We start from the raw sequence: 23,022 nt of genomic DNA, 5'->3' as shown, positions 1-23,022 counted from the left end.
ACAATCAGCGGCGAAGAGGGGCGCATTGTATAGACACAAAAACCCCTGTCAACACCCCAACAACAACTTCTTCAAAACAACACAAACACAACCACGCACCAATCCAGTGCCATCAGATACTTAGGCGAAAAAAACGCTCCCGAGAACTCGGGTGATTCAAGGACGGCGCGTGGGCAATAAGCGCAAGTTAGAATGCAGACCTCACCTGAAACGCGACGGAAGCGATGAAACCGTACCTAGACCTGATGCGCCACGTGCTCGAGCATGGCGATGAGAAATCCGATCGCACCGGCACCGGCACTTTGTCAGTGTTCGGCTGGCAGATGCGCTTTAACCTGGAAGAAGGCTTTCCCTTACTGACCACCAAGAAGCTGCACACCCGCTCGATCATCCACGAGTTGCTGTGGTTTCTGCAGGGCGATACCAACATCCGTTATCTGAAAGAGAACGGCGTATCCATCTGGGACGAGTGGGCAGATGCCGATGGCGACCTCGGCCCTGTGTACGGCAAACAGTGGCGTCGCTGGGAAACAGCCGACGGCCGCACCATCGACCAGATCAGCCGCCTAATCGACGGGCTCAAGAACAACCCGGATTCCCGCCGCCACATCGTGTCGGCGTGGAACCCCGGCGAAATCGATGGCATGGCCCTGCCCCCCTGCCACGCACTGTTCCAGTTCTATGTGGCCAATGGCCGGCTGTCGTGCCAGCTGTATCAGCGCAGCGCCGATATCTTTTTGGGCGTGCCGTTCAACATCGCGTCCTACGGACTGCTACTGGCCATGGTGGCGCAGGTGTGCGGCTACCGTGCCGGTGACTTCGTATGGACCGGCGGCGATTGCCATCTGTACAGCAACCATCTCGAACAGGCGCGTGAGCAGCTGTCGCGTGAGACGCGCGCACTGCCGACGCTGAAGATCAACCCGGAGGTGAAGGATCTGCTGGCGTTCCGCTTCGAGGACTTCACGCTGGAAGGCTACGACCCGCACCCCCACATCAAGGCACCGGTGGCCGTATGAGCAACGAGACGGAAATCATCTTTGTCGTGGCGCGCGCAAAAAACGGCGTGATCGGGCGGGACAACGCTCTGCCGTGGCGGCTCAAGGCCGATCTTGCGCACTTCAAGCGCGTGACCATGGGCCAACCCATCGTGATGGGCAGAAAAACCTGGGAGTCGCTCGGGCGCCCGCTGCCGGGCAGACGCAATCTGGTGGTGACACGCAACCCCTCCTATGTGGCAGAGGGCGCGGAGGTGTTCACCAGCCCGCAGGCCGCCATCGCTGCGGCGAACGCCGACACGGTATGCGTGATCGGCGGCGCCGAGCTGTATCGTCAATTGCTGGCCACCGTACACCGGCTGGTGATTACGGAGGTTGATGCGGAAGTGGACGGCGATGCGTACTTTCCGGAGTTCGACCCGGCCCAGTTCGTTGAGGTCTCTCGTGAGACGCACCAAGCGGACGCCGACAACGAGCACGACTTTGCCTTCGTGGAGTACCGCCGCCGCTGAACACGGCGGCACCAATGCAAACGGCCCGGTCTAAACCGGGCCGTTTGCATTTCAGCGCTACGCTGTCACTTCACGCAATCAACGTAGTAATCGACCACGCCGTTGCGCTCTTCACGCACGAAACCATGGATGTCGGTCTCGAAGCCCGGGAACTTGGCGTTGAAATCACGCGCGAACTGCAGGTAGCGCATGATCGTCGGGTTGAAGCGCTCGCCCGGAATCAGCAGCGGGATACCCGGCGGGTATGGCGTGACCAGCATGGCCGTAACGCGCCCTTCGAGATCATCGATAGGCACACGCTCGATCTCGCGATGCGCCATCTTGGCGAAGGCGTCCGCCGGCTTCATGGCCGGGACCATGTCCGACAGGTACATCTCGGTAGTCAAACGCGCGATGTCGTGTGCCGTATAGAAGCTGTGGATCTGCGCGCACAGATCCTTGAGGCCCACCTTCTCGTAACGCGGGTACTTTGCGATGAACTCGGGCATCACGCGCCACAGAGGCTGGTTGCGATCGTAGTCATCCTTGAACTGCTGCAACTCGGTCACCATGGTGTTCCAGCGGCCTTTGGTGATGCCGATGGTGAACATGATGAAGAACGAGTACAGACCGGTCTTCTCGACGATGATGCCGTGTTCGGCGAGGTAGCGCGTGAGGATGCCTGCCGGAATGCCCGACTCGGCGAAATCGCCATCCACGTCGAGGCCCGGGGTGATCACGGTGGCCTTGATGGGGTCGAGCATGTTGAAGCCTTCGGCGAGGTTGCCGAAGCCGTGCCAGCGCTCGTTGGCCTTGAGCGTCCAGTCTTCTCGCGTGCCCATGCCTTCTTCGGCAAGGAACTCGGGCCCCCACACTTTGAACCACCAGTCGGCCTCACCGAACTCGGCCTCGACCTTGCGCATGGCGCGGCGGAACTCGACGGCCTCATTGAGCGACTCTTCCACCAAGGCGGGACCGCCCGGCGGCTCCATCATCGCCGCCGCCACATCGCATGAGGCAATGATCGCGTACTGCGGCGACGTCGAGGTGTGCATCAGATAGGCCTCGTTGAAGATGTCGCGGTCGAGTTTGCGCGTCTCGGAATCCTGCACGAGGATCTGCGAGGCCTGACTCAGACCTGCCAGCAGCTTGTGGGTGGACTGCGTGGAAAAGATCATCGACGACTTGCAGCGCGGGCGATCAGCACCGATGGCGTGATAGTCGCCATAGAAATCATGAAACGCGGCGTGCGGCAGCCAGGCTTCGTCGAAATGCAGGGTATCGATCTGGCCATCGAGCATCTCCTTGAGGGTCTCGACGTTGTAGACCACACCGTCGTATGTGGACTGCGTCATGGTCAGGATGCGCGGTTTGCGGTCCCTGGCTTCGCGGGCAAACGGATTGGCGTCGATCTTCTTCTGGATGTTCTCCATCGAGAACTCTTCAAGCGGGATCGGGCCGATGATGCCGTAGTGGTTGCGCGTCGGCGTCAGGAACACGGGCACCGCGCCGGTCATGATGATGGAGTGCAGGATGGACTTATGGCAGTTGCGGTCGACCACCACGATGTCGCCCGGTGCCACCGTGGTGTGCCACACCATCTTGTTCGAGGTGGAGGTGCCGTTGGTGACGAAGTAAAGGTGATCGCAGTTGAAGATGCGCGCGGCGTTGCGCTCGCTCGCCGCGACCGGGCCGGTGTGATCGAGCAACTGGCCGAGTTCTTCCACGGCGTTGCACACGTCGGCACGCAGCATGTTCTCACCGAAGAACTGGTGGAACATCTGCCCCACCGGGCTTTTCAGGAAGGCCACGCCACCCGAGTGGCCCGGGCAATGCCACGAATACGAACTGTCCGCCGCGTAATGCGTCAGCGCACGGAAGAACGGCGGCGCCAGGGTTTCGAGGTAGTTCTTGGCCTCGCGCACGATGTAGCGTGCGACGAACTCCGGCGTGTCCTCGAACATGTGAATGAAGCCGTGCATCTCGCGCAGCACGTCGTTCGGCACGTGGCGCGTGGTGCGCGTCTCACCATAGATGAAGATGGGAATGTCCGCATTGCGGTGGCGGATCTCCTGCACGAAGGCACGCAAGCCGGCGATCGCCACATCGGCCGCCTCCGGCGAAGAGAACTCTTCATCGTCGATCGACAAGATGAAGGCCGAACCCCGGCTCTGCTGCTGTGCGAACGAAGTCAGGTCGCCATAACTGGTTACCCCAAGGACCTCAATGCCTTCGTCTTCAATGGCCTTTGCCAGCGCACGAATACCGAGGCCCGAGGTGTTCTCGGAACGAAAGTCCTCATCAATGATGATGATCGGAAAATGAAAGCGCATCCTCGGTTCTCCCGGCGCGGTCGGCTCTGCCGCCTGGCCATGTTGCATGTGGCGCGTTGCCACATCGTTACCAATAAAGCACAAGAGGCCGTGACCGGCCCCTGTGAAACGTTACGGCAAAAGGCCGAAAACGTCAGATCTTGGGAAGCGTGACGCCGCGCTGCCCCTGGTATTTGCCGCCCCGGTCGCCATACGAGGTTTCGCAGATTTCGTCCGATTCGAAGAACAGCATCTGCGCAACGCCTTCGTTCGCGTAGATGCGCGCCGGCAGCGGCGTGGTGTTCGAAAACTCCAGTGTTACGTGGCCTTCCCACTCGGGTTCAAGCGGCGTCACATTCACGATGATGCCGCAGCGAGCATACGTGCTCTTGCCGAGGCACACCGTCAGCACGCTACGCGGAATGCGGAAGTACTCCACGGTGCGCGCGAGGGCGAATGAGTTCGGCGGAATGATGCACACGTCACCGGTAAAATCGACAAAGTTGCCCGAATCGAAGTGCTTCGGATCAACGATGGTCGAATTGATGTTGGTGAAAATCTTGAATTCGTTCGCACAGCGTACGTCGTAGCCGTAGCTCGAAGTGCCATACGACACGATCTTGCCGGACTCGTTTTCCCGCACCAGCTCGGGAGCAAACGGTTCGATCATGCCTTGCTGCGCCGCCATGCGGCGGATCCACTTGTCGGACTTGATGGACATGCAGTGCTATTCCTGTGCGAACGGCCGGCATGGCCGGCGGCTGAAATGCGCGTAGTGTAGGGCATGCACTCCCTCAGGGAAAGGCGCACCCCACACCATTTTCGTTGCGACTACACGGCGCTCACATGCACGCGCACCACCCGGATCGCCTCCGCGTCGGCGGAGAGAATTTCGACGAACTCGCCGGCCAGGATGTCGTCATCCCCGAGCGCCGAATACGTGGTGTCGCCAACCCGGATGCGCCCTCTTCCGGCGGTGAAATCCGTCGCGGCTTCGCAGCGGCGGCCGATCAAAGCCTGCAACTCGTGGTTGATCTCACCGGCCGCGGCACCTCGGCCACCTCGACGTTGCACAAAGAAGCCCAGCGCAACAGACGAGAGCATGGTCACCGCAAACAACAGCAACTGAAGTGCAAACGGCATGCCCGGAAGGAGCAGCAGCAGGATGCCGACCATCATCGCGCCCAGGCCAATCCATAGCAGGAAGGCTCCGGCCACGACAATTTCCAGGCCGGCCACCACCAAGCCGCCGACCAGCCAGTACCACGGCGAAACGAATAGCGCCTCCAGGCTGCCCATGATCAGTTCGCCTTCGTCGGCGTCGCGCGCACGAGTTCGGTGATGCCAGCTACCGCCCCCGTAATGCCTCCTGCCTCCAGCGGCATCAGCACCAGCTTGCTGTTGTCGGCCTTGCCGATCTCCTGCAAAGCCTCCACGTACTTAAGGCCGAGGAAATACTGAATGGCCTGAATGTCACCTGCGGAGATGGCCTCCGACACCATGCGCGTGGCCTTGCCTTCGGCCTCGGCTTCGCGCTCACGCGCCTCCGCATTCAGGAACGCCGCCTGACGCTCACCTTCGGCGCGCAGCACGGCAGCCTGCTTTTCACCCTCGGCACGCAGAATTTCGGCCTCACGGGCGCCGGTAGCCTCCGTCACCTGCGCGCGGCGCTTGCGTTCGGCGGTCATCTGCAGGTTCATGGCGTCCTGCAGTTGAGGCGGCATCTTGAGGTCGCGAATCTCGATACGGATGATCTTCACGCCCCACGGGTTGGTGGCCTCATCCACGATGGCCATCAGCAGTTCGTTGATCCGCTGTCGGTTCGACAAGGTTTCGTCCAGATCCATCGAACCGATCACCGAGCGCAGGTTGGTGGTGGTCAGGTTGATGATGGCCTCTTCGAGGTTGCGCACCTGATAGGCGGCTTTCGCCGCATCGTCGATGCGGTAGAACACCACACCGTCGGCCACCACTGCAGCGTTGTCTTTGGTGATCACGGTCTGCGCCGGCACGTCGAGCACCTGCTCCATGATGGTTATGCGGCGGCCGATCTGATCCACGAACGGCACGATGATGCGCAGGCCCGAGTCGAGCGTATCGGTGTAGCGGCCAAATCGCTCGACCGTCCAGCGTTCGCCCTGCGGCACCGTCTTGATACCTGCAAAGATCAGTGCCACGGCGATCACGACGACGATGCCGGAGAAAATCAACAATCCATCCATGGGGCCAACTCCTTTTCAATCTGGGGACGATTCATCCGATCATACGCCGAATGCATTTCAATACCGGCGGAGCTCGCAGTGGTGGTCATCATCAGGCGGTGCGGCCGCGCACACACCGATCGCACCAGCGCAATAACCCGCCGACGGTTCCGAACAACAAGGCCAACGGCCGCAGAAGCCATTGCAACAGCAGCAGCACGGGCAAGAGCACCAACCCCCACCCCAAGGTTTGTACCACCCATGCCGGATACCCGAGCCATTCGGCCACATGACCAAACGCGGAATTGAGCAGCGACGGGTGGCGCACCACCACGTAGGCCAGCGCCACCGGCCCGCCGATCCGCGCGATCTGCACGCCCACGCGACTGCCACGCAGCAGCGTGGAGCCCAGGGCCGCCGTAGCTGGACGGCTTGCAGCGGTGGAGCGTGCGGCTGCGGCGCCGCGCCCGAGTCGCAACAGCTTCACCGCGCTGGCCGCAATCGCGAAATCCACCGCAGCCCACCCGACGTCGCTCGCCGCTATCTCGTCGCCGCGCCGCCAGCGCGTCTCGAGGTCACGGATGCCGCCGGTAAAGAATCCGACGACCCCTTCAGCCATACGTTCCGTTTGCACGCGTGCCACCGAACCGTCCGCGGCGATCACGAACTGACCGAGAAAGCCGTGCCCTTCCTCGGCGATGAAGCGAATTGCGAAATGGCCACGGCCCTCCGCCGTCAGCGGCTCCGGCGATACGGCTTGTTCGTCACTCCACAGCCCGAGCAAGGCCGACGCCGTGTCACCAGCACGCTTGTACAAGCTCAGCGACGGCAAGTCGTTGTGCATGAAGTAATGGACTGGCGGCACCACCTGTTCGCCGTAGTCCTGCAGCACGTGGCGAAACGCCGCATCTTCGGCATACGCGGGCAACACCTTACGGGCCAAGTCGCCGTAGCGCCGCAGCGCGGCCTGTGCCTTGGCAGCCAGCAAATCGTCTTGCTGAGCCAGACTCAGCACAGCCTCCTGAACCTCGATCGACTCGCGCTGCAAGCGCTCCGCGTGGGCCGGCACGAGGGCTTCGAGCTGCACCCCGATCAAGCGCTGCTCCATCGGCTGCGGCGCCCATGCACACGCCAGCATCAAGCCCGCCAGCAAGGCAACTCCCAGCGCAAAAAACAGTCTTCTCACATAGCGCTCCCACTCTGGAACGGCGCACGCCATCCAGCGATATCCGCTGCCATGGGCTGGACTATCATTCCTCACACGGAGGTCCGCATGAAACACATCCAACTTCTCGTCGCGCTGGCCTTGCTGCTTCCGCTGACGGCCGGCGCCCAGGTGTATCGCTGCGATGTAGATGGCCGCACGGTGTATTCACAGACGCCTTGCGCAGACGACGCCACACGCGTCGACCTGGGACCGAACTCGACCGTTTCGATGAACGCCCGAGAATCGGCGATGCAGCGCGAAATCGACGCCCTGCGGGCAGAAGTGCAGCGCCTGCAAACGCAGCTCAGCAACGCACTTGCCCGCCAGGACACCGGGCGTACCGAATCCGACCTGCGCGCCGCCCAGACCGACTCGTTCAACTGCAAGCAGGCCATGCGCTCATACGAAATCAGCGCCAACACCCGCGCCTACGACACCGAGCAGAAGCGGGTTGCCGCCTACGCCGCCTGCGGCATGCGCGAGCCTGATCGCGGGCCGACCGTCATCGTTCGCTAGACTCCGGCAGGCTCGATTCGTTGCGCAAGGTCTGTCAGAAAGGCCCGAATGCGTTTGGCGTTCACGCCCAGGTCGCTGCGCCCCACACGCGAGCGTGAGCGCATGTCTACGCGCGCTTGCCCCTCACCGGCGGAAACGCCAATCGCAATGTCGTCCGTGAAGCGGAAAATCAGGCTCTGCGCCGTGACCTCAATGCGCATTTCAGCCTCGTCCACCGCCAACACCTTCCAGCCACGTTCGCCCACCAGCTCTTTCACCAAAGTAAAAACCTGCTCGGGGGCGGCCGCGAGCATTAACGGCGCGACATCGGGATAGGCAGCGCGTTGCTCGCGGGCGAACTCATCGCCGGCATACGGCGCCGGTCTGGCCGGGCCGCAAAACTCCAGCGGCTGCGCCGTATCCGTCACGATATCGTTGATCACCGGATGCGTCAGGCCGGCGTGCAGCCAGTACCCCGCCAACACCACCACCGGCAAAGCCAGCGCCCCACCCAACCACCACATTCCACTCACGGGCTTACCTCCTTTAATCATCGCGCTTGCCGGCCGGCCGAAAAGGCATCACGAGCATCGCCGATAAGCGGTCGGCAAGCTTCGGGTCGCGCAGTTCCGCAAGACCAATGCACATGCCTTCGTGACCATCCATGGGCTGCGCCCGATAGGTGCCGAAAATGCGATCCCACCACGGCAGGTTGAAACCGTAATTGGAGTTGGTTTCACAGGCATGCACGGAGTGATGCACGCGATGCATGTCGGGCGTCACGACGAAGCGGCGCAGGACACGGTCGAGCCGGCACGACAAACGGACATTGGCGTGATTGAACATGGACGTGGCGTTGAGCAGCACTTCGAAGATCACGACGGCGACCACCGGCGGCCCCAAGATGAAGATCACCGCGAACTTGATCAGCATCGACAACACGATCTCGAGCGTATGGAAGCGTGTGCCGGTGGTCACGTCGATGTCCAGGTCGGCGTGATGCACCCGGTGCAAGCGCCACAGCACGGGTACCGCGTGAAAGACCACATGCTGCAGCCAGATCGAGAAATCCAGTACCACCACCGCCAGAATGATGGCCAGCCACGCCGGCAAGGCAAGCTGATTCAGCAGCCCCCAGCCGTTCGCCGCGCAAAACGCGGCCATGCCAACCGCCGCTGCCGGAAACAGCAGGCGCAGCACCAGCGTATTGAGCACGACCAGCCCAAGGTTAGAGCCCCAGCGCAACCGGCGTGCCACATGCAACACACGGCGCGGAGCAAGCGTCTCCCAGCCAGCCATCACGGCGAACACGCCGAAAAAGAAGCCCAAGCGAATCAGCGGCTCGGAAGTTGAAAGTGCGGAGTCAAACGACATCGTGCTCCAACCGGCATTTGAAAGGATCAGGCGCCTGACACTTCCTTCAGGCGCAAACTCACTGCCGAGCCGGCCAAACCCGCCAGGCCGAGCAGTGCAATGGCCGCTTCGACCGAAAATGCTGCCGCCAGTGCCCCGGCCAGACCCGTCAGCAACAGCAGGAAGCCAATCACCGTATTGCTCACCGCCACGTAGTCCGTGCGCAGATTGCCCTCGGCCATGTCCACGAGATAAGTCTTGCGGCCCAGCCGCACACCCGCATGCGCAACGCCGAGGCCGAAAAACGCCAGCGGGTAGAACCATTGGGCAGCAGACGCCGGCATATCAGCCCATGACCACACCGCCACCAGCACCGAAAGCCCGCCCGCCATCGCACACGCCGCAGCAAACACCACACGGCTCGACGCATCCGCCCAACGCCCCCAGAACGGGGAGCTGAGCAGGCCGGCCAGCCCTTCAACGGCGATGAAGATGCCCAGCAGCATTGCTGCGCCCCCCAAGTCATCTCGCGCCAGAGCGACATAGAATGGCGCCGCCAGGCCCGACCCCATGGCCAGCGCCCGCGCGATCACGAAGCGTCGAAACGGCGCATCGTCTCGCAGCAAAGCCAGTCGGCCGATGGCTTCGGTGAAGCCGTTGGCGCCGCCGCCGGTGGCTCCGGCGTACTCGACGATACGCGCATACACGGCCGCAGCCGCAATCCACAAACCCGCTCCGGCAAACAACAAGCCGGCATACAGGCTCGCCCCGCCCCCTTCCGGCACGAGTGCCATCGCCGCGCCAGTCGCCATCACAACCAGCCCGGACGCAGCACTGATCCAGCCCGAGAGCCGACCTCGGCGCGTTTTCGGAATGGTCTTGCCGAGAACATCCTTGTACGCCACGGAACAGGCGCCGCGCGCCAGGCTGAACAACATCAGCAAGCCGATGATGGCCAGCCCCGCTGCCAGACCTTGCAGAAACAACGCAGCCAAGCCCATCGCCACCAGCGAAAGCGCCTGCACGACGCCGCCCAACGCCCACACCCATTTGCGCACCGGCATCGCCCGTACGGAAGCACCGATGAACATTTGCGGCAGCATGGAGCCGGACTCGCGAATCGGCACCAGCAAACTCAGACACCACGCCGGCGCGCCGACCGCGACGAGAATCCACGGCAAGGTAGTCTTGGCGCTGGCGATGCGGTCGGAAACATTCGAAAGCGCATTCGCCAGCAAAGTACGAAAGAAGTTGCCCGGCGATTCGCGACAGGCTTCATCGCTGATCGCCTTGCACACCCGGCCTTCATCATCTTCGGCGAGACGCTCATATAAGCTCTCCATCCATTGCGGATGGGCAGGCGACACTGGCGGCTCAGGCATGTCAGTTCAAATAGAAGCCGACGTTGACCATGACCCCTGCGGCTCCGAACGGAATCATCTCAACGTTCAGGCGCCGGTACTGCACGCCTACAGCCGGCAAAATGGCGGGCGCAACGCCCAGATGGTTAAGGGGAATCTTGTCGCGATACTCCCCGCGATAGCCGTGCAGCAGGCCGGCAGTGACTTTGGCATAGGCGCGCGTATGGTCGGATTCGTAGAAGTCGTAGCGGCCGCCAGCATAAAGGTAGGTGCTACGCTGCGAGTACGAATTACGGAACGTCGCACCTCCCACCACCCAATTCACATTGCGCAGCCACGGCATGCGTGCCACGGCCGCACTGTCGTGCTGCCAATCGAAACGATGTGTGTCGGGCGCCTGCCACTCGAGGTTGATCAACTCCTGGGTATTGTTATGTTCCGGGTCCGGGTTGTAATGACGCGTCCAGACAGATGTCTGAATCAGCAGGCTGTCGCCAGGCAAGAATACGCCTGACGCCTGCACTGGCAGCGAACACAGCGCCAGCAACACAGCGCACACGTGGATACGGTTCATCGTTATTCTCCTTATCGTCATCCTGCCGAGGCCCTGATACGGCTGGGCTTATCGGCCCCCGAACCACTGAATATCCGCCGTCTGGAAAGTTCGGCTGACTATCACTTGCTTACCGATTGACCCACCTAATCGGCCTCCGCACAATCAGCATATCAATTACCACACACCACCAACGGGAGCTTTGTCATGAACCTCACCATCAGCCTCGCGCCGCTCATCTCCCTCATCGCGGGCCTTCTCATTCTGTTGATTCCGCGTCTGCTCAACTACATCGTGGCGCTGTACCTGATCGTCATCGGCGTCATGGGTCTGCTCGGCATCGGCAGCGTAAACATCCGCTGACGCCTCCTCACTCAGGCCGCAGATGCGAACTCATCGCCGACGGTCTCGAAGCAATTGAAATGGGCTGCGGCCCATTTCATTTTTGCCGCCTCCCAACTCAGCAAGGATCAGCATGCCCAGCGCCTCTCCCAACGCCTCCGGTATCTCTCCCGACGTCGATCAAGCCGCCCTCGCCCGTGCCTTTGTCGAGGCCCGCACATTCAATGCGTTCAGCGATCAACCCGTGCCTGACGCGCTGCTGCTGCGTCTGTACGACATTGTCAAATGGGGACCGACGTCAATGAACGGTCAGCCGGCGCGCTTCGTTTTCATTCGCACCCCGGAAGCCAAGGCACGCTTGCTGCCGGCCTTGTCGAAAAGCAACCGTGACAAGACTGCAAAGGCACCGGTAACCGTCATCGTGGCGCAGGACACCCGCTTCTTCGATCAATTGCCCACGCAGTTCCCGAGCTATGACGCGCGCGCCATGTTCGAGAACGACCCGGCCCTGGCTGACGTCACCGCCCTGCGCAACAGTAGCCTGCAAGGCGCCTATCTGATCGTCGCGGCACGCCTGCTCGGCCTCGACTGCGGCGCCATGAGCGGCTTTGACAATGCCGCGGTGAATGCCGAGTTCTTCCCTGATGGCAAATGGAAAGTCAATTTCCTCATTAATCTCGGCTACGGCGACCCCACTGGCAATCATCCGCGCGGGCCGCGACTGGATGCGCAGTTCGCCACACGCTTTCTTTGAAACACCCGCCCCGCGAGGTCGCTGAGCGCAACGCGGGGCGGGCATTGAGAAAGCATCAGCGCACCTGACTATGCGCAACCTTCCACATATGCCAACACCGGCATGCGGCCGACGTGAATGAGCTTCACCGTCCCTTCGCTGCCGATCTCGAAACGCATTGCCGAGCGGGCTTCCGAAGCGTCTGCAGAAGTCAGGTATTTGGCGGGAGGGGACTCGTACTTGTGCAGGCCTTCGGTCAGCGCCGGGAATCGCTCTCGCACGGCCTCTTCGGCGGCGCCGACCCCCAGGCCATCCAGCGTCAAATCCGAACGCTGCCCGAGCGTAATGCGCTGCACGGTATCGTCGATCACGATGGCGTAAGCACCGGGGTACTCCGGCGAAGTGACGGTGCGGCACTCATCGCTCGCCTGCGCCCCGCGCTCGGCCCAGCGGCTGCCTTCGGGGATCGCCTCGCCAATCCGCAAATCGCCGAGGCCCACCAGAGTCAAAGCATGCGCGGACACTGCCTGAGTGGCCGCGTCGCTTGAGACCGTAGCTTCCTCCGCAGGGTTGCGCTGCTCGGGCACGGCGGCATTTTCTTCAACGTGGGCGCTCGGCTCCGGGGTTTCGGACGCGCACGCTCCGAGCGCAAACAAAAATGAAAGACTGCAAACGCAGGTCACGAGCCGCGACCGCTTTACTGGATGAGAGCACTCGACTAGAGAGTCACGCATGGGAACGCTCCTTCTGCTACAGAACATCCCATGCATGGTAGCGCCCGCCGCCCGCACAGCGGGCAACGGGTCTGCAAGGAGTTATCTCATTCCCACTCGATGGTTGCCGGCGGCTTGCTGCTAACGTCGTAGGTGACGCGGTTGATGCCGCGTACTTCGTTGATGATGCGGCCGGAGACCTTTTTCAACAGCGCGTAGGGCAGCTCGGCCCAGTCGGCCGTCATGAAGTCGCTGGTCTGCACGGCGCGCAGCGCGACGACGTAGTCGTAGGTGCGGCCGTCGCCCATCACGCCGACGCTCTTGACCGGCAGGAACACCGTGAAAGCCTGACTGGTGAGGTCATACCAGGTCTTGCCGCTGGCGTTGTCGGTGAAATTGCGCAGCTCTTCGATGAAGATGGCGTCGGCCTCGCGCAGCAGATCGGCGTATTCCTTCTTCACTTCGCCGAGAATGCGAACACCCAGGCCGGGGCCGGGGAACGGGTGGCGATACACCATCTCGGGCGGCAGGCCGAGGGCCACGCCGAGTTCGCGCACTTCGTCCTTGAAGAGATCGCGCAACGGCTCGAGCAACTTCAGGCCGAGTTGCTCGGGCAGGCCGCCGACGTTGTGGTGGCTCTTGATGGTGACCGCCTTCTTGCTCTTGGCGCCACCGGATTCGATCACATCCGGATAGATAGTGCCTTGCGCAAGGAAGGTCGCACCCTTGTGGCCCTTGCCGCCAGCCTTGAGCTTGGCAGCTTCAGCCTTGAACACCTCGACGAACTCGCGGCCGATGATCTTGCGCTTCTGCTCCGGGTCACTCACGCCCTTGAGGTGGCCAAGAAACTGATCGGCGGCATTCACGGCGACGATGTTGGCGTGCAGCTTGCCCGCGAACATGTCGATGACCATCTTGCCCTCGTCCTTGCGCAGCAGGCCGTGATCGACGAACACGCAGGTGAGCTGGTCGCCGATGGCGCGGTGAATCAGCGCCGCTGCCACGGACGAATCAACGCCACCCGACAGACCGAGAATGACCTCCTCATCGCCGACCTGCTCACGGATGCTGGCCACCGCTTCGTCGATGTAGTTGCCCATGATCCAGTCGGGCTTCACGGCGCAGATGTCGAGCACGAAGCGATTGATCAGCGCGCGGCCCTGCACCGTGTGCGTGACCTCGGGGTGGAACTGCACGCCATAGAAACGGCGCGTTTCGTCGGCCATGCCGGCGATGGGGCACGAGTCGGTGCTGGCCATGAGTTTGAAGCCCGGCGGCAGTTCGGTGACTTTGTCGCCGTGGCTCATCCACACCTTCAGCATGCCGTGGCCTTCACGCGTGCTGAAATCTTCGATGCCTTGCAGCAATTCGGTGTGACCGCGCGCGCGCACTTCGGCGTAGCCGAATTCACGCGAATGGCTGCCTTCGACCTTGCCGCCGAGTTGCTGCGCCATGGTCTGCATGCCGTAGCAAATGCCCAGCACCGGCAGGCCCAGCTCGAACACCACGTCCGGTGCGCGATCATCGACCTCATACACGCTGGCATGGCTGCCCGACAGGATGATGCCCTTGAGATTGCCGTCGGCTGCAAATTCGCGCACCCAGTCGCTCGTCACATCGCACGGATGCACTTCGCAATAGACGTGGGCTTCACGCACACGGCGTGCGATGAGCTGGGTGACCTGGGAGCCGAAGTCGAGGATGAGGATTTTCTGGTGGGACATGCGGGTACTCGAAAAGAAGAAAGGCGGCCGAAGCCGCCTGGATGGAGCTGGCCGAACTCAATCGACGTGGTAGTTCGGCGCTTCCTTGGTGATCTGCACATCGTGCACATGCGACTCGCGCACGCCGGCCGTGGTGATCTCCACGAATTCGGCGCGTGAGCGCATTTCTTCGATGTCCTTGCAGCCCACGTAACCCATGGAGGCACGCAAACCACCGGCAAGCTGATGGATCACCGCCGAAACCGGGCCCTTGTACGGCACTCGGCCTTCGATGCCTTCCGGCACCAGCTTGTCGGCGTTGCTCGAAGCATCCTGGAAGTAGCGGTCGGCCGCACCCTGCTGCATTGCGCCGAGCGAACCCATGCCACGGTAGGACTTGTACGAACGCCCCTGGAACAGCACCGTTTCACCCGGAGCCTCTTCCGTACCGGCAAACAGGCCGCCGAGCATGACGGCGTTGGCGCCCGAGGCGATGGCCTTGGCAATGTCACCCGAGTAACGGATGCCGCCGTCGGCGATCATCGGCACGCCCGTGCCGGCCAACGCCGACGAGACGTTGTCGATGGCCGTGACCTGGGGCATGCCCACACCGGCAATGATGCGCGTGGTGCAGATCGAACCCGGGCCAATGCCGACCTTGACGCCGTCTGCACCGGAATCCACCAGCGCCAGGGCCGCGGCGGCCGTGGCGATGTTGCCGCCAATGACTTCGACGTGCGGGAAGGTCTTTTTCACCCAACGCACGCGATCGAGCACGCCCTGAGCATGGCCGTGCGCGGTATCGACGATGATGACGTCGACACCGGCCTCGACCAGCGCTTCGGCACGCTCTTCCGTGCCAGCCCCCACGCCGATGGCAGCACCTACACGCAGGCGACCCAGCTCATCCTTGGCCGCGAAGGGGTGCTCGGTGGACTTGAGCATGTCCTTGACGGTGATCAGGCCACGCAGCTCCCAGTCGTCGTTGATGACCAGCACGCGCTCAAGGCGGTGCTTGTGCATCAGGTGACGGGCTTCGTCGAGGCTGCCGCCTTCCTTCACCGTGACCATGCGGTCTGCCGGCGTCATGATCTGCGACACCGGCTGATCGAGATTGGTCTCGAAGCGCAGGTCACGGTTGGTGACGATACCGACCACGCGCTTGCCCTCGACCACCGGCAGGCCCGAGAACTTGTGCTGACGGGTAAGCGCCACCACATCGCGCACGCTCATTGTCGGCGGAATGCAGATGGGGTCTTTCAGCACGCCGCTCTCGTGGCGTTTCACGCGGGCGACCTCAGCCGCCTGACCTTTGGTCGGGAGGTTCTTGTGAATGATGCCGATGCCGCCTTCCTGCGCGAGCGCAATGGCCAGACGGGATTCGGTAACGGTGTCCATCGCCGCTGAAACCAGCGGGATGTTCAACTGGATGTTTCTCGTGAGCTTGGTCGCAAGGCTGACATCGCGAGGCAAGACATCGGAGTGGGCAGGAACTAGAAGGACGTCATCGAACGTCAGCGCCTTCTGGATGACGCGCATGGCTTTTTTCCTTTCGGCCAAAACCCTATTATACAGATCGGGCTTGCCAAGATGTAAGCCACTCGACAGGCAGAATTCAGGACGATTACCGGAGATTCGGATGCGCAAACTCTGTTATGCAGCATTGATCGGCGCTTTACTGGCTGCCTCGGCCCACGCGCAGGTGTACCAATGGCGTGATGGCAGTGGCCGTCTGGTGTATGGCGACCAGCCCCCGCCGGGCGTCAATGCCACGGTTGTGCGCGGCAACGTCTCCACTGCACGGTCGGAAGGCGGCACGCCGCCGACACCGCAACCCCCCATCGCGCAGCCCACCGATGATGCCTCGATGGTCAGCCAGGCCGAGCGCGAAGCCATCGCCGAGCGCACGCGCGAGCAGGAAGAAAACCGCGCCCGCGCCTGCCAGGAAACGCGCAATTACCTTGCGGCCTTGGAAAGTGGTCAGCGCGTTGCGCGCTTCAATGAGAAAGGCGAGCGCGAATTTCTGGATGACAAGGCGCGCATGCAAACCATCGAGCGCACTCGCGCCACGCTGCGCGACAACTGCAGCGACTGAGCCCCCGCTGCTCGCCACACCCTCCTGAGCGACCTCAGGCGGCGGCTTCGACGTCGCCGCCGCCTTTCTTGGTGGCCTTGCCCTCTTCCGCCCGCTTCTTGCGCACGGCCTTCGGGTCGGCGATGAGCGGGCGATAGATCTCGACGCGGTCGCGATCGCGCAGCTCGGCATCAAGCTTCGAGAGCTTTGCATACACGCCGACCTTGTTGGCGCCATCCAGATCGATATCCGGGTACTTCGTCAGCAAGCCCGAGGCCTTTACGGCCTCCTCCACCGTCGCCCCTGCAGGCAGCACCAGCTTCACAAGCTCATGGCGATGCGGCAGGGCGTAACTTACTTCGACGTTGATCACTTCGCTCATCTTCACCCCTTGGTGTACACCTGCCCAGCACGCTTCACGAACGAATCAACGAAGGTGTTGGCGATGTGATTGAAGACCGGCCCGAGCGCCTTCTCCAGCAGCTTGTGCTCGAATTCGTATTGCAGCCTGAATTCGACCTTGCACGCGGTGTCGCCCAGCGGCCGGAAATACCAGCCGCCATCCAGATGACGGAACGGCCCTTCCTCCAGCCGCAAATGCATTTCATCCGGGTGGTGCTTGGTGTTGCGCGTGGTGAAGTGCGTGCGAATGCCGTGGTAATTGACGTGAATGGTGGCCACGGTGTGCTCCTCGGTGCGTTCGAGCACCTCGGCACCGCCACACCAGGGCAGGAACTTGGGGTAGTCCTCACAGCGATCCACCAAGGCGAACATCTGGGCGGGCGTGAATTCGACGAGTACTGACTTGCTGACTTCGGCCATGTGCGGGGCGGTCTGAGCGGCGAACTGATAAGATTACCGATTCTACCGCAAGCATCCGGCCACCCGCGCCCACCAACGAAAGCACCCATGAGCATCATCGACAACCGCAAGGCCTTTCACGAATACTTCATCGAAGAGAAGTACGAAGCCGGCATGGTCCTGGAAGGCTGGGAGGTGAAGGGTATCCGCGCTGGCCGGGCCAACATCAAAGAGGCTTACGTCGTCATTCGCGGGCAGGAAATCTTCATGCTCGGCATGCACATCACGCCGCTCTCCAGCGCTTCGACTCACGTCCATGCCGACCCAACGCGCACGCGCAAGCTCTTGCTGCACGCCCGCGAGATCGCCACGCTGATCGGCAAGGTAGAACGCGCCGGCTATGCACTGGTGCCGCTCGACCTGCATTACTCCAAAGGCCGCATCAAGGCCACCGTCGGGCTGGCCAAAGGCAAGAAGCAGTTCGACAAGCGCGAAGACGAAAAGAAACGCGACTGGGAGCGCGAGAAAGGTCGCCTGATGCGCATCAAGGCGTGATGCCCGCATACCACTGAATCCGCGGAGGAAACCTCACATGCTTCTGTTGATCGCCGGCCTGTGGCTTTTTTTCAGTTTTCACTCGGTGCGGCTGATGGCACCGGAAATGCGTGAGCGCGCCGTCGCGCGCATCGGCGAATCCAACTGGAAGCTGGTGTTCGCCGGTGCCTCGCTCACCGGCCTGATTCTGATCGTGCTGGGCTTCAGCGACGCGCACATGAACCCCATCCACCTGTGGACGCCGCCCGTCTGGACGCGCCACCTCGCGGCGCTGCTGACCTTGCCGGCCTTCATTCTGCTGGCGGCCACCTATGTGCGGGGCAGCGTGATGCGCGCACGCATCGGCCACCCCATGCTGGCCGGCACCAAGCTATGGGCGCTGGCGCACCTGCTGGCCAACGGCACGCTTGCCGATGTGGTGCTGTTCGGCAGTTTCCTGATCTGGGCGGCACTGAGCTTTTCGGCTTCGCGCCGGCGTGACCGCAACGCCGGCACGCAGCACCCCGAAGGGCGCTGCTCACGCGACATCTTCGCCGCATTGATCGGCATCGCCACCTGGTTCGTGTTCGCCATGCATCTGCATGGCGTGCTGTTCGGCGTGCGCCCGTTCGGCTGACGGCAAGCACAGCCGCGGCTTCAACCTACGAACTGCAACTCAGCATCGAACATCCGGCTTTCTGCCGCGCCCAATCCGGGCGCTTGGCAGCAAAGCGATCTCGGCCCGGCTGCTCGTCGTAGGGCCGACGCATCACGTCCAGCAACTCCTCCACACCCGACAGATCGCCCGCCTCTGCAGCGTCGATAGCCTCCTGAGCGAGGTAGTTACGCAGTACAAAGCGCGGGTTGGCGGAATGCATGCGGGCAATGCGCTCCTCGCGCGGCGCCCCGTCCTGCAGCGCACGCGCGGCATAGCCGGCCAGCCAGGCGCCGAGCGCTTCGCCATGGCGAGCGCGCCCTTCATCCGTGTAGAAAGCCTCGCCCACCACATCGAGCGACGGCGCCTCGAGGTCAAGCTGCGCAAGATCGCGAAAGAAGAGCGTCATGTCGATTTCGGCACGCGAGAGCAGCCCCTGCAGCCGCTCGATGGCCGCACGATCGCCTTCGATCAATTGCGACAGGCCCAGCTTCGCGGCCCACATCCGATCGTTTTCAGCCTCGAACACTTCGGCGTAGCGCGTCAGACCATGTTGCAGCGGCTCGACCTCCTGCATCAGCGGATGCAGCGCATTGGCCAGGCGCACAAGATTCCAGTGACCGATTTGCGGCTGGGCGCCGAAGCGGTAGCGCCGCCCGCCGGCATCGGTGGTATTCGGCGTCCAGTTCAGGTCATAGTTGTCGGTCCAGCCGTACGGGCCGTAATCGATGGTCAGGCCGAGGATCGACATGTTGTCGGTGTTCATTACGCCATGCACGAAGCCCACGCGCATCCAGTGTGCAATCATCACCGCGGTGCGCTCGCACACTTCGACGAACCACTTGCGGCGGCGCTCGGCGGGCTCACCCTCGATCCACGGGTAATCACGCGCAATCGTGAAATCGACGAGCCTCTCGAGAATCTCCACCTCGCCACGCGCGGCGAAGATCTCGAAGTTGCCGAAGCGGATGAACGACGGCGCAACGCGGCACACGACGGCGCCCGGCTCGGCTCGCGGATTTCCGTCATAGAACATGTCACGCACGACGCTCTCGCCCGTGCCCACCAGACTCAACGCACGCGTGGTCGGCACGCCCAGATGATGCATGGCCTCGCTGCACAGGAATTCGCGAATCGATGAGCGCAATACGGCGCGGCCGTCAGCACTGCGCGAATACGGCGTCGGGCCGGCGCCCTTGAGCTGCAGCTCCCAGCGCTGCCCGCTCGCATTCACCGTTTCGCCCAAGGTGATGGCACGTCCGTCACCCAACTGCCCGGCCCAATTGCCGAACTGATGACCGCCATAGCACGCGGCATATGGGCGCATACCCTCAAGCAGGGCGTTGCCACCGAACACCTGTGCAAATTCGGAGCTCTCGAGTACCGCGTCGGACAGACCAAGCAGCCCCGCCACTTCGCGCGAGACCGCCAACGTGCGCGGTGCCGCCACGGGCGTGGGCAACATGCTCGACCAACACGCGCCGAACACTTGGCGCACGCCCGGCGCGTCCAGCGAATCGCCCGGCAGCTCCTGTACGAAACGGTTATCGAAACTCAATCCATCCATATCCAATCCTGTTCATTCGTTGTACAACAGCATGCGACACGCAGCCGGCTGCCGGGGTTCGGCTATAATCCGCCGATCGTAACCAAGGAGCCATGCGGACAATGGGCTTTCTCGTCGGCAAACGCATTCTCATCACGGGCCTGTTGAGCAATCGCTCGATCGCCTACGGCATCGCTAAAGCAATGCATCGCGAAGGCGCCGAACTCGCCTTCACCTTCCAGAACGAGCGCTTCAAGGATCGCGTAGCCAAACTGGCCGCCGATTTTGACAGCACTTTGATTTTCCCCCTCGATGTTCAGAGCGACGAAGAAATCGCTGCGCTGTTCTCGGGCATCGAGCAAGCCTGGGGCGGGCTCGACGGGCTGGTGCACTCCATCGCCTACGCGCCCACCGATGCGCTCGAGGGCGATTTCCTCGACGGCTTCAGCCGCGAAGCCTTCCGCGTCTCGCAAGAGATCAGCGCTGCCAGCTTCCCGTTGCTTGCCAAGGCGGCTCGCCCGCTGATGAAAGGCCGTAACGGCTCGCTGCTCACCCTGTCGTACCTCGGCGCGGTGCGCACCATGCCCAACTACAACATCATGGGTCTGGCCAAGGCCAGCCTTGAGTCGGCGGTGCGCTACATGTCGGTCACCCTGGGCCCCGAGGGCACGCGTGTCAACGGCATCTCGGCCGGTCCGATCAAGACGCTCGCCGCATCCGGCATCGGCAGCTTCGGCAAGCTGCTGTCGTTCAACGAGCGCAATGCCCCATTGCGCCGCAACGTCACCATCGAAGAAGTCGGCAACGCAGCCGCCTTCCTCTGTTCGGATCTGGCCAGCGGCATCACCGGTGAAGTGATGTACGTCGACGGTGGCTTCAACACCACCGCACTGGGCAACGCCGACCAAAGCTGACGCCCCCGCGTGCGGCCTCGGCTGCGTGCAAAAAAAAAGCCCGGCAATTGCCGGGCTTTTTGTTGGCTGACGAGAAGCCGGCCGCGTCAATTCTGCTCAGCGGTGAGCAGGCTCTCGTTGATCTCGACGCCGTACTTGTCGCGCAGGGCACGAACGAAGGCGCCGAATTCCTGTTCGGCCACGAGGCCGTCGTATTGCTGCGCCAGCGCCTGCACTTCCGGTGCGTCGTCGGCAATCTCGAGCTTGCCGGCGCTCTCGATGCGGAACACCACATAACCGCCATCCGGCATCTGCGAGCCCACGTAGGCCGGCAAACTGCTGGTATCCGCAGCAAATACCGCACGCGCGGCGGGCGGCGGCAGACTCGGTGCCCCACGCTGCTCGGCGTACTGCTCGCCCCAAGTGCCAGACACTTGCTCACCCGCGCGCAACTTGGCCAGGGCCTCCTCGCCACGTTGTTGCGCGATGCGCGCAGCTTCTTCAGCACGCAGGCGCGCTGCAATGCCTTTACTGACCTCTTCGAGCGGCAGCTGGGTAGCGTCTTCGAACTCAGATACGCGCGCGGCCACCATGACGCCCCGCTCCACCTCGACCGCCTCGACGTTTTCGCCGCTGGCGCGGGTTTCCGGATCGAACAGAGCATCGATCAGACGGGCATCGTTGAAGCCGCCCACCTCGGCGTTCTCGCGCGAGATCCAGTCGGTGCGCTGCACCGTGAGACCCAGCGCTTCCGCCGCCGGAGCAAGACTGTCGGGCTGCTCATACACGGCGTTGGCGAACTGCTCGGCCAATACCGGCATGCGGCGCGCCACCTCTTGCCCGCGCAACTCGTCGACGATCTCGTCACGCACTTCCGCCAGGGGGCGCAGGGACGAGGCTTTGATCTCAGTCACTTCAATGATGTGGAAGCCGAAATCTGTGCGTACGACATCGTTGATGTGGCCCACTTCACCCTTGAATACCACGTCGTCGAACTCCGCGACCATGGCGCCCGGTGCGAAGAAGCCCAAGTCGCCGCCGGTGCGGGCAGAGCCCGGATCCTGCGAGTCGCGCTTGGCAACCGCGGCGAAGCTGTCCGGCTTGGCACGCACTTCGGCGAGGATGGCGTTGGCGCGCTTCTCGGCCTCTGCAACTTCCTCGTCGGTGGCCGAGGGTGACACGCGAATCAGGATATGACGCGCGCGGCGCTCTTCCGGCACGCCGAAACGCTCGGCATTGCCCTCGTAGAAGGCACGCACACGTTCGTCGTCGACCTTGATGTCGCGGCCGACGGCTTCGGCGTTCAGCACCAAGTATTCGGCCTTCAGGCGCTGCGGACGCTGGAAAGCGGCGGTGTTCTCCTGATAGAAATTCTCGACGGCTTCGTCGGAGATGCTGACTTCACTTTCATAGCGCTCGCGCGGAAACGAAAGCTCGCTGAGCTCGCGCTCTTCAAGCTGAAGATCAACCAAGCCCTTGACGACGGCACGGCCTGCAAACGCCGAACGGCCAACGCCCTGCACCACCTGATCGGTGCGCAGATCCTGCGCCACGCTGCGCTCGAACATGGCCGGGCTCATGCCCTGAGCGGCCAACAACTGTTCGTAGCGCTCACGCGAGAAGCGGCCATCCACCTGAAAGGCTGACTCGGCCAGGATCATTTCCTGCAGTTGCTGGGCCGGTACGCTGATGCCGTTCTCGGCTATGAACAGATCCAGCGCGCGATCGTTGATCAGATTCTCCAGCACCGCAGCGCGGAACTCACGGGTGTTGAACAGTGCGGAGTCGACCTGACCGCCGCTGGCTTGACGCATGCGGTCCTGGCGCGCACGCAAGGCGTTGTCGAACTCTACGGTGTTGATGCGGTAATCGCCGACACGCGCGACCTCCTGACCGCCGGGGCCGTCGCTGAAGTAGGCATCCATACCGAACAGCGCCAAGGGCACCACGAGAATGGCGAGGACGATCTGAGCGAGGCGTTTGTTGTTGCGGACAAAGTCGAACATCGATGTTTTCCGGACTGAACGGGCGCAGGAATCCGTTTCGATACGCCCCGC

Annotated in this window: 25 protein-coding genes; 9 read left to right on the top strand and 16 right to left on the bottom strand. The window is 62.5% G+C overall.

Annotation, left to right across the window (positions count from 1 at the left end; all coding sequences use genetic code 11):
* The first annotated feature begins 224 nt into the window (after positions 1 to 224).
* A complete protein-coding gene (locus tag AC6H0W_RS14205; protein WP_497577837.1) occupies positions 225 to 1,019 on the top strand; it encodes a thymidylate synthase in 795 nt (264 codons plus the stop codon).
* Complete coding sequence (locus tag AC6H0W_RS14200; RefSeq protein ID WP_497577836.1) at positions 1,016 to 1,510, top strand: dihydrofolate reductase; 495 nt, start codon at positions 1,016 to 1,018, stop codon at positions 1,508 to 1,510. Before AC6H0W_RS14205 ends, AC6H0W_RS14200 begins: the two co-directional genes overlap by 4 nt.
* A gap of 65 nt (positions 1,511 to 1,575) precedes the next feature.
* On the opposite strand, the gene AC6H0W_RS14195 is transcribed toward AC6H0W_RS14200, so the two are convergent.
* The 5 genes from AC6H0W_RS14195 to AC6H0W_RS14175 all read right to left on the bottom strand — a co-directional run bounded on the left by AC6H0W_RS14195 (position 1,576) and on the right by AC6H0W_RS14175 (position 7,188).
* Positions 1,576 to 3,822, bottom strand: a complete 2,247-nt coding sequence (locus AC6H0W_RS14195; protein WP_497577835.1) for an Orn/Lys/Arg family decarboxylase — start codon at positions 3,820 to 3,822, stop codon at positions 1,576 to 1,578.
* A 133-nt stretch (positions 3,823 to 3,955) separates the two neighbouring features.
* Positions 3,956 to 4,522 (bottom strand): dCTP deaminase, encoded by a 567-nt coding sequence (gene dcd / locus AC6H0W_RS14190; RefSeq protein ID WP_497577834.1) that lies wholly within the window; start codon positions 4,520 to 4,522, stop codon positions 3,956 to 3,958.
* Between the two features lie 110 nt (positions 4,523 to 4,632).
* Positions 4,633 to 5,100, bottom strand: coding sequence for an NfeD family protein (locus tag AC6H0W_RS14185; protein WP_497577833.1), 468 nt, complete (start codon positions 5,098 to 5,100; stop codon positions 4,633 to 4,635).
* Between the two features lie 2 nt (positions 5,101 to 5,102).
* Complete coding sequence (locus AC6H0W_RS14180) at positions 5,103 to 6,023, bottom strand: SPFH domain-containing protein (RefSeq protein ID WP_497577832.1); 921 nt, start codon at positions 6,021 to 6,023, stop codon at positions 5,103 to 5,105.
* Between the two features lie 91 nt (positions 6,024 to 6,114).
* Positions 6,115 to 7,188 carry a hypothetical protein gene (locus AC6H0W_RS14175; protein WP_497577831.1) on the bottom strand — a complete coding sequence of 358 codons (1,074 nt, stop codon included), beginning with the start codon at positions 7,186 to 7,188 and terminating at the stop codon, positions 6,115 to 6,117.
* A gap of 87 nt (positions 7,189 to 7,275) precedes the next feature.
* Between AC6H0W_RS14175 and AC6H0W_RS14170 the strand changes: the two genes are divergently transcribed.
* A complete protein-coding gene (locus tag AC6H0W_RS14170; protein ID WP_497577830.1) occupies positions 7,276 to 7,725 on the top strand; it encodes a DUF4124 domain-containing protein in 450 nt (149 codons plus the stop codon).
* Here AC6H0W_RS14170 and AC6H0W_RS14165 read toward each other — a convergent pair.
* From AC6H0W_RS14165 to AC6H0W_RS14150, 4 genes are read right to left on the bottom strand one after another with little or no spacing between them, the layout of a single operon-like run.
* Positions 7,722 to 8,228, bottom strand: coding sequence for a DUF1499 domain-containing protein (locus AC6H0W_RS14165; RefSeq protein WP_497577850.1), 507 nt, complete (start codon positions 8,226 to 8,228; stop codon positions 7,722 to 7,724). The two genes, AC6H0W_RS14170 and AC6H0W_RS14165, sit on opposite strands and share 4 nt — an antisense overlap.
* 22 nt (positions 8,229 to 8,250) lie before the next feature.
* The gene (locus AC6H0W_RS14160; RefSeq protein ID WP_497577829.1) at positions 8,251 to 9,078 is read right to left on the bottom strand and encodes a sterol desaturase family protein; all 828 of its coding nucleotides are present in this window, start codon (positions 9,076 to 9,078) and stop codon (positions 8,251 to 8,253) included.
* A gap of 26 nt (positions 9,079 to 9,104) precedes the next feature.
* Entirely contained in the window at positions 9,105 to 10,439 is a 1,335-nt protein-coding gene (locus AC6H0W_RS14155; RefSeq protein WP_497577828.1) for an MFS transporter, read from the bottom strand.
* Between the two features lies 1 nt (position 10,440).
* A complete protein-coding gene (locus tag AC6H0W_RS14150) occupies positions 10,441 to 10,992 on the bottom strand; it encodes a sn-glycerol-3-phosphate transporter (RefSeq protein ID WP_497577827.1) in 552 nt (183 codons plus the stop codon).
* 186 nt (positions 10,993 to 11,178) lie between these two features.
* Between AC6H0W_RS14150 and AC6H0W_RS14145 the strand changes: the two genes are divergently transcribed.
* Both AC6H0W_RS14145 and AC6H0W_RS14140 read left to right on the top strand, forming a co-directional pair.
* Positions 11,179 to 11,334: a DUF3096 domain-containing protein gene (locus AC6H0W_RS14145; RefSeq protein ID WP_497577826.1), complete on the top strand. Its 156-nt coding sequence runs from the start codon at positions 11,179 to 11,181 to the stop codon at positions 11,332 to 11,334.
* Between the two features lie 112 nt (positions 11,335 to 11,446).
* Entirely contained in the window at positions 11,447 to 12,067 is a 621-nt protein-coding gene (locus AC6H0W_RS14140) for a malonic semialdehyde reductase (protein ID WP_497577825.1), read from the top strand.
* Positions 12,068 to 12,135: 68 nt separating this feature from the next.
* Here AC6H0W_RS14140 and AC6H0W_RS14135 read toward each other — a convergent pair whose 3' ends face one another.
* The 3 genes from AC6H0W_RS14135 to guaB all read right to left on the bottom strand — a co-directional run bounded on the left by AC6H0W_RS14135 (position 12,136) and on the right by guaB (position 16,001).
* On the bottom strand, positions 12,136 to 12,633 hold the full coding sequence (locus tag AC6H0W_RS14135; RefSeq protein WP_497577824.1) for a hypothetical protein: 498 nt from the start codon (positions 12,631 to 12,633) through the stop codon (positions 12,136 to 12,138).
* Between the two features lie 233 nt (positions 12,634 to 12,866).
* Positions 12,867 to 14,483, bottom strand: a complete 1,617-nt coding sequence (gene guaA, locus AC6H0W_RS14130; RefSeq protein ID WP_497577823.1) for a glutamine-hydrolyzing GMP synthase — start codon at positions 14,481 to 14,483, stop codon at positions 12,867 to 12,869.
* A 57-nt stretch (positions 14,484 to 14,540) separates the two neighbouring features.
* Positions 14,541 to 16,001 (bottom strand): IMP dehydrogenase, encoded by a 1,461-nt coding sequence (gene guaB / locus AC6H0W_RS14125; protein ID WP_497577822.1) that lies wholly within the window; start codon positions 15,999 to 16,001, stop codon positions 14,541 to 14,543.
* 100 nt (positions 16,002 to 16,101) lie between these two features.
* On the opposite strand from guaB, the gene AC6H0W_RS14120 reads away from it, so the two are divergent.
* The gene (locus tag AC6H0W_RS14120; protein ID WP_497577821.1) at positions 16,102 to 16,557 is read left to right on the top strand and encodes a DUF4124 domain-containing protein; all 456 of its coding nucleotides are present in this window, start codon (positions 16,102 to 16,104) and stop codon (positions 16,555 to 16,557) included.
* A gap of 34 nt (positions 16,558 to 16,591) precedes the next feature.
* On the opposite strand, the gene AC6H0W_RS14115 is transcribed toward AC6H0W_RS14120, so the two are convergent.
* Together AC6H0W_RS14115 and AC6H0W_RS14110 are read right to left on the bottom strand one after the other, a co-directional pair.
* Positions 16,592 to 16,918 (bottom strand): RnfH family protein, encoded by a 327-nt coding sequence (locus tag AC6H0W_RS14115; RefSeq protein WP_497577820.1) that lies wholly within the window; start codon positions 16,916 to 16,918, stop codon positions 16,592 to 16,594.
* 2 nt (positions 16,919 to 16,920) lie between these two features.
* Positions 16,921 to 17,358: a type II toxin-antitoxin system RatA family toxin gene (locus tag AC6H0W_RS14110; RefSeq protein ID WP_497577819.1), complete on the bottom strand. Its 438-nt coding sequence runs from the start codon at positions 17,356 to 17,358 to the stop codon at positions 16,921 to 16,923.
* Positions 17,359 to 17,445: 87 nt separating this feature from the next.
* On the opposite strand from AC6H0W_RS14110, the gene smpB reads away from it, so the two are divergent.
* Together smpB and AC6H0W_RS14100 are read left to right on the top strand one after the other, a co-directional pair.
* A complete protein-coding gene (gene smpB / locus AC6H0W_RS14105; RefSeq protein ID WP_497577818.1) occupies positions 17,446 to 17,892 on the top strand; it encodes an SsrA-binding protein SmpB in 447 nt (148 codons plus the stop codon).
* A 37-nt stretch (positions 17,893 to 17,929) separates the two neighbouring features.
* Positions 17,930 to 18,508, top strand: coding sequence for an NnrU family protein (locus AC6H0W_RS14100; protein ID WP_497577817.1), 579 nt, complete (start codon positions 17,930 to 17,932; stop codon positions 18,506 to 18,508).
* 25 nt (positions 18,509 to 18,533) lie between these two features.
* Here AC6H0W_RS14100 and AC6H0W_RS14095 read toward each other — a convergent pair whose 3' ends face one another.
* Positions 18,534 to 20,093: a protein adenylyltransferase SelO gene (locus AC6H0W_RS14095; RefSeq protein ID WP_497577816.1), complete on the bottom strand. Its 1,560-nt coding sequence runs from the start codon at positions 20,091 to 20,093 to the stop codon at positions 18,534 to 18,536.
* Positions 20,094 to 20,194: 101 nt separating this feature from the next.
* Between AC6H0W_RS14095 and AC6H0W_RS14090 the strand changes: the two genes are divergently transcribed.
* Entirely contained in the window at positions 20,195 to 20,986 is a 792-nt protein-coding gene (locus AC6H0W_RS14090; protein WP_497577815.1) for an enoyl-ACP reductase FabI, read from the top strand.
* Positions 20,987 to 21,072: 86 nt separating this feature from the next.
* Here the strand turns inward: AC6H0W_RS14090 and AC6H0W_RS14085 are convergent, their stop codons facing one another.
* The gene (locus tag AC6H0W_RS14085) at positions 21,073 to 22,971 is read right to left on the bottom strand and encodes a SurA N-terminal domain-containing protein (RefSeq protein ID WP_497577814.1); all 1,899 of its coding nucleotides are present in this window, start codon (positions 22,969 to 22,971) and stop codon (positions 21,073 to 21,075) included.
* Between the last annotated feature and the right edge of the window lie 51 nt (positions 22,972 to 23,022).

This window comes from Pseudazoarcus sp. NS20 (genome assembly GCF_059703745.1).
Note: the sequence above shows the minus strand (reverse complement) of the source record. Positions and strands in the feature narration are given on the sequence as shown.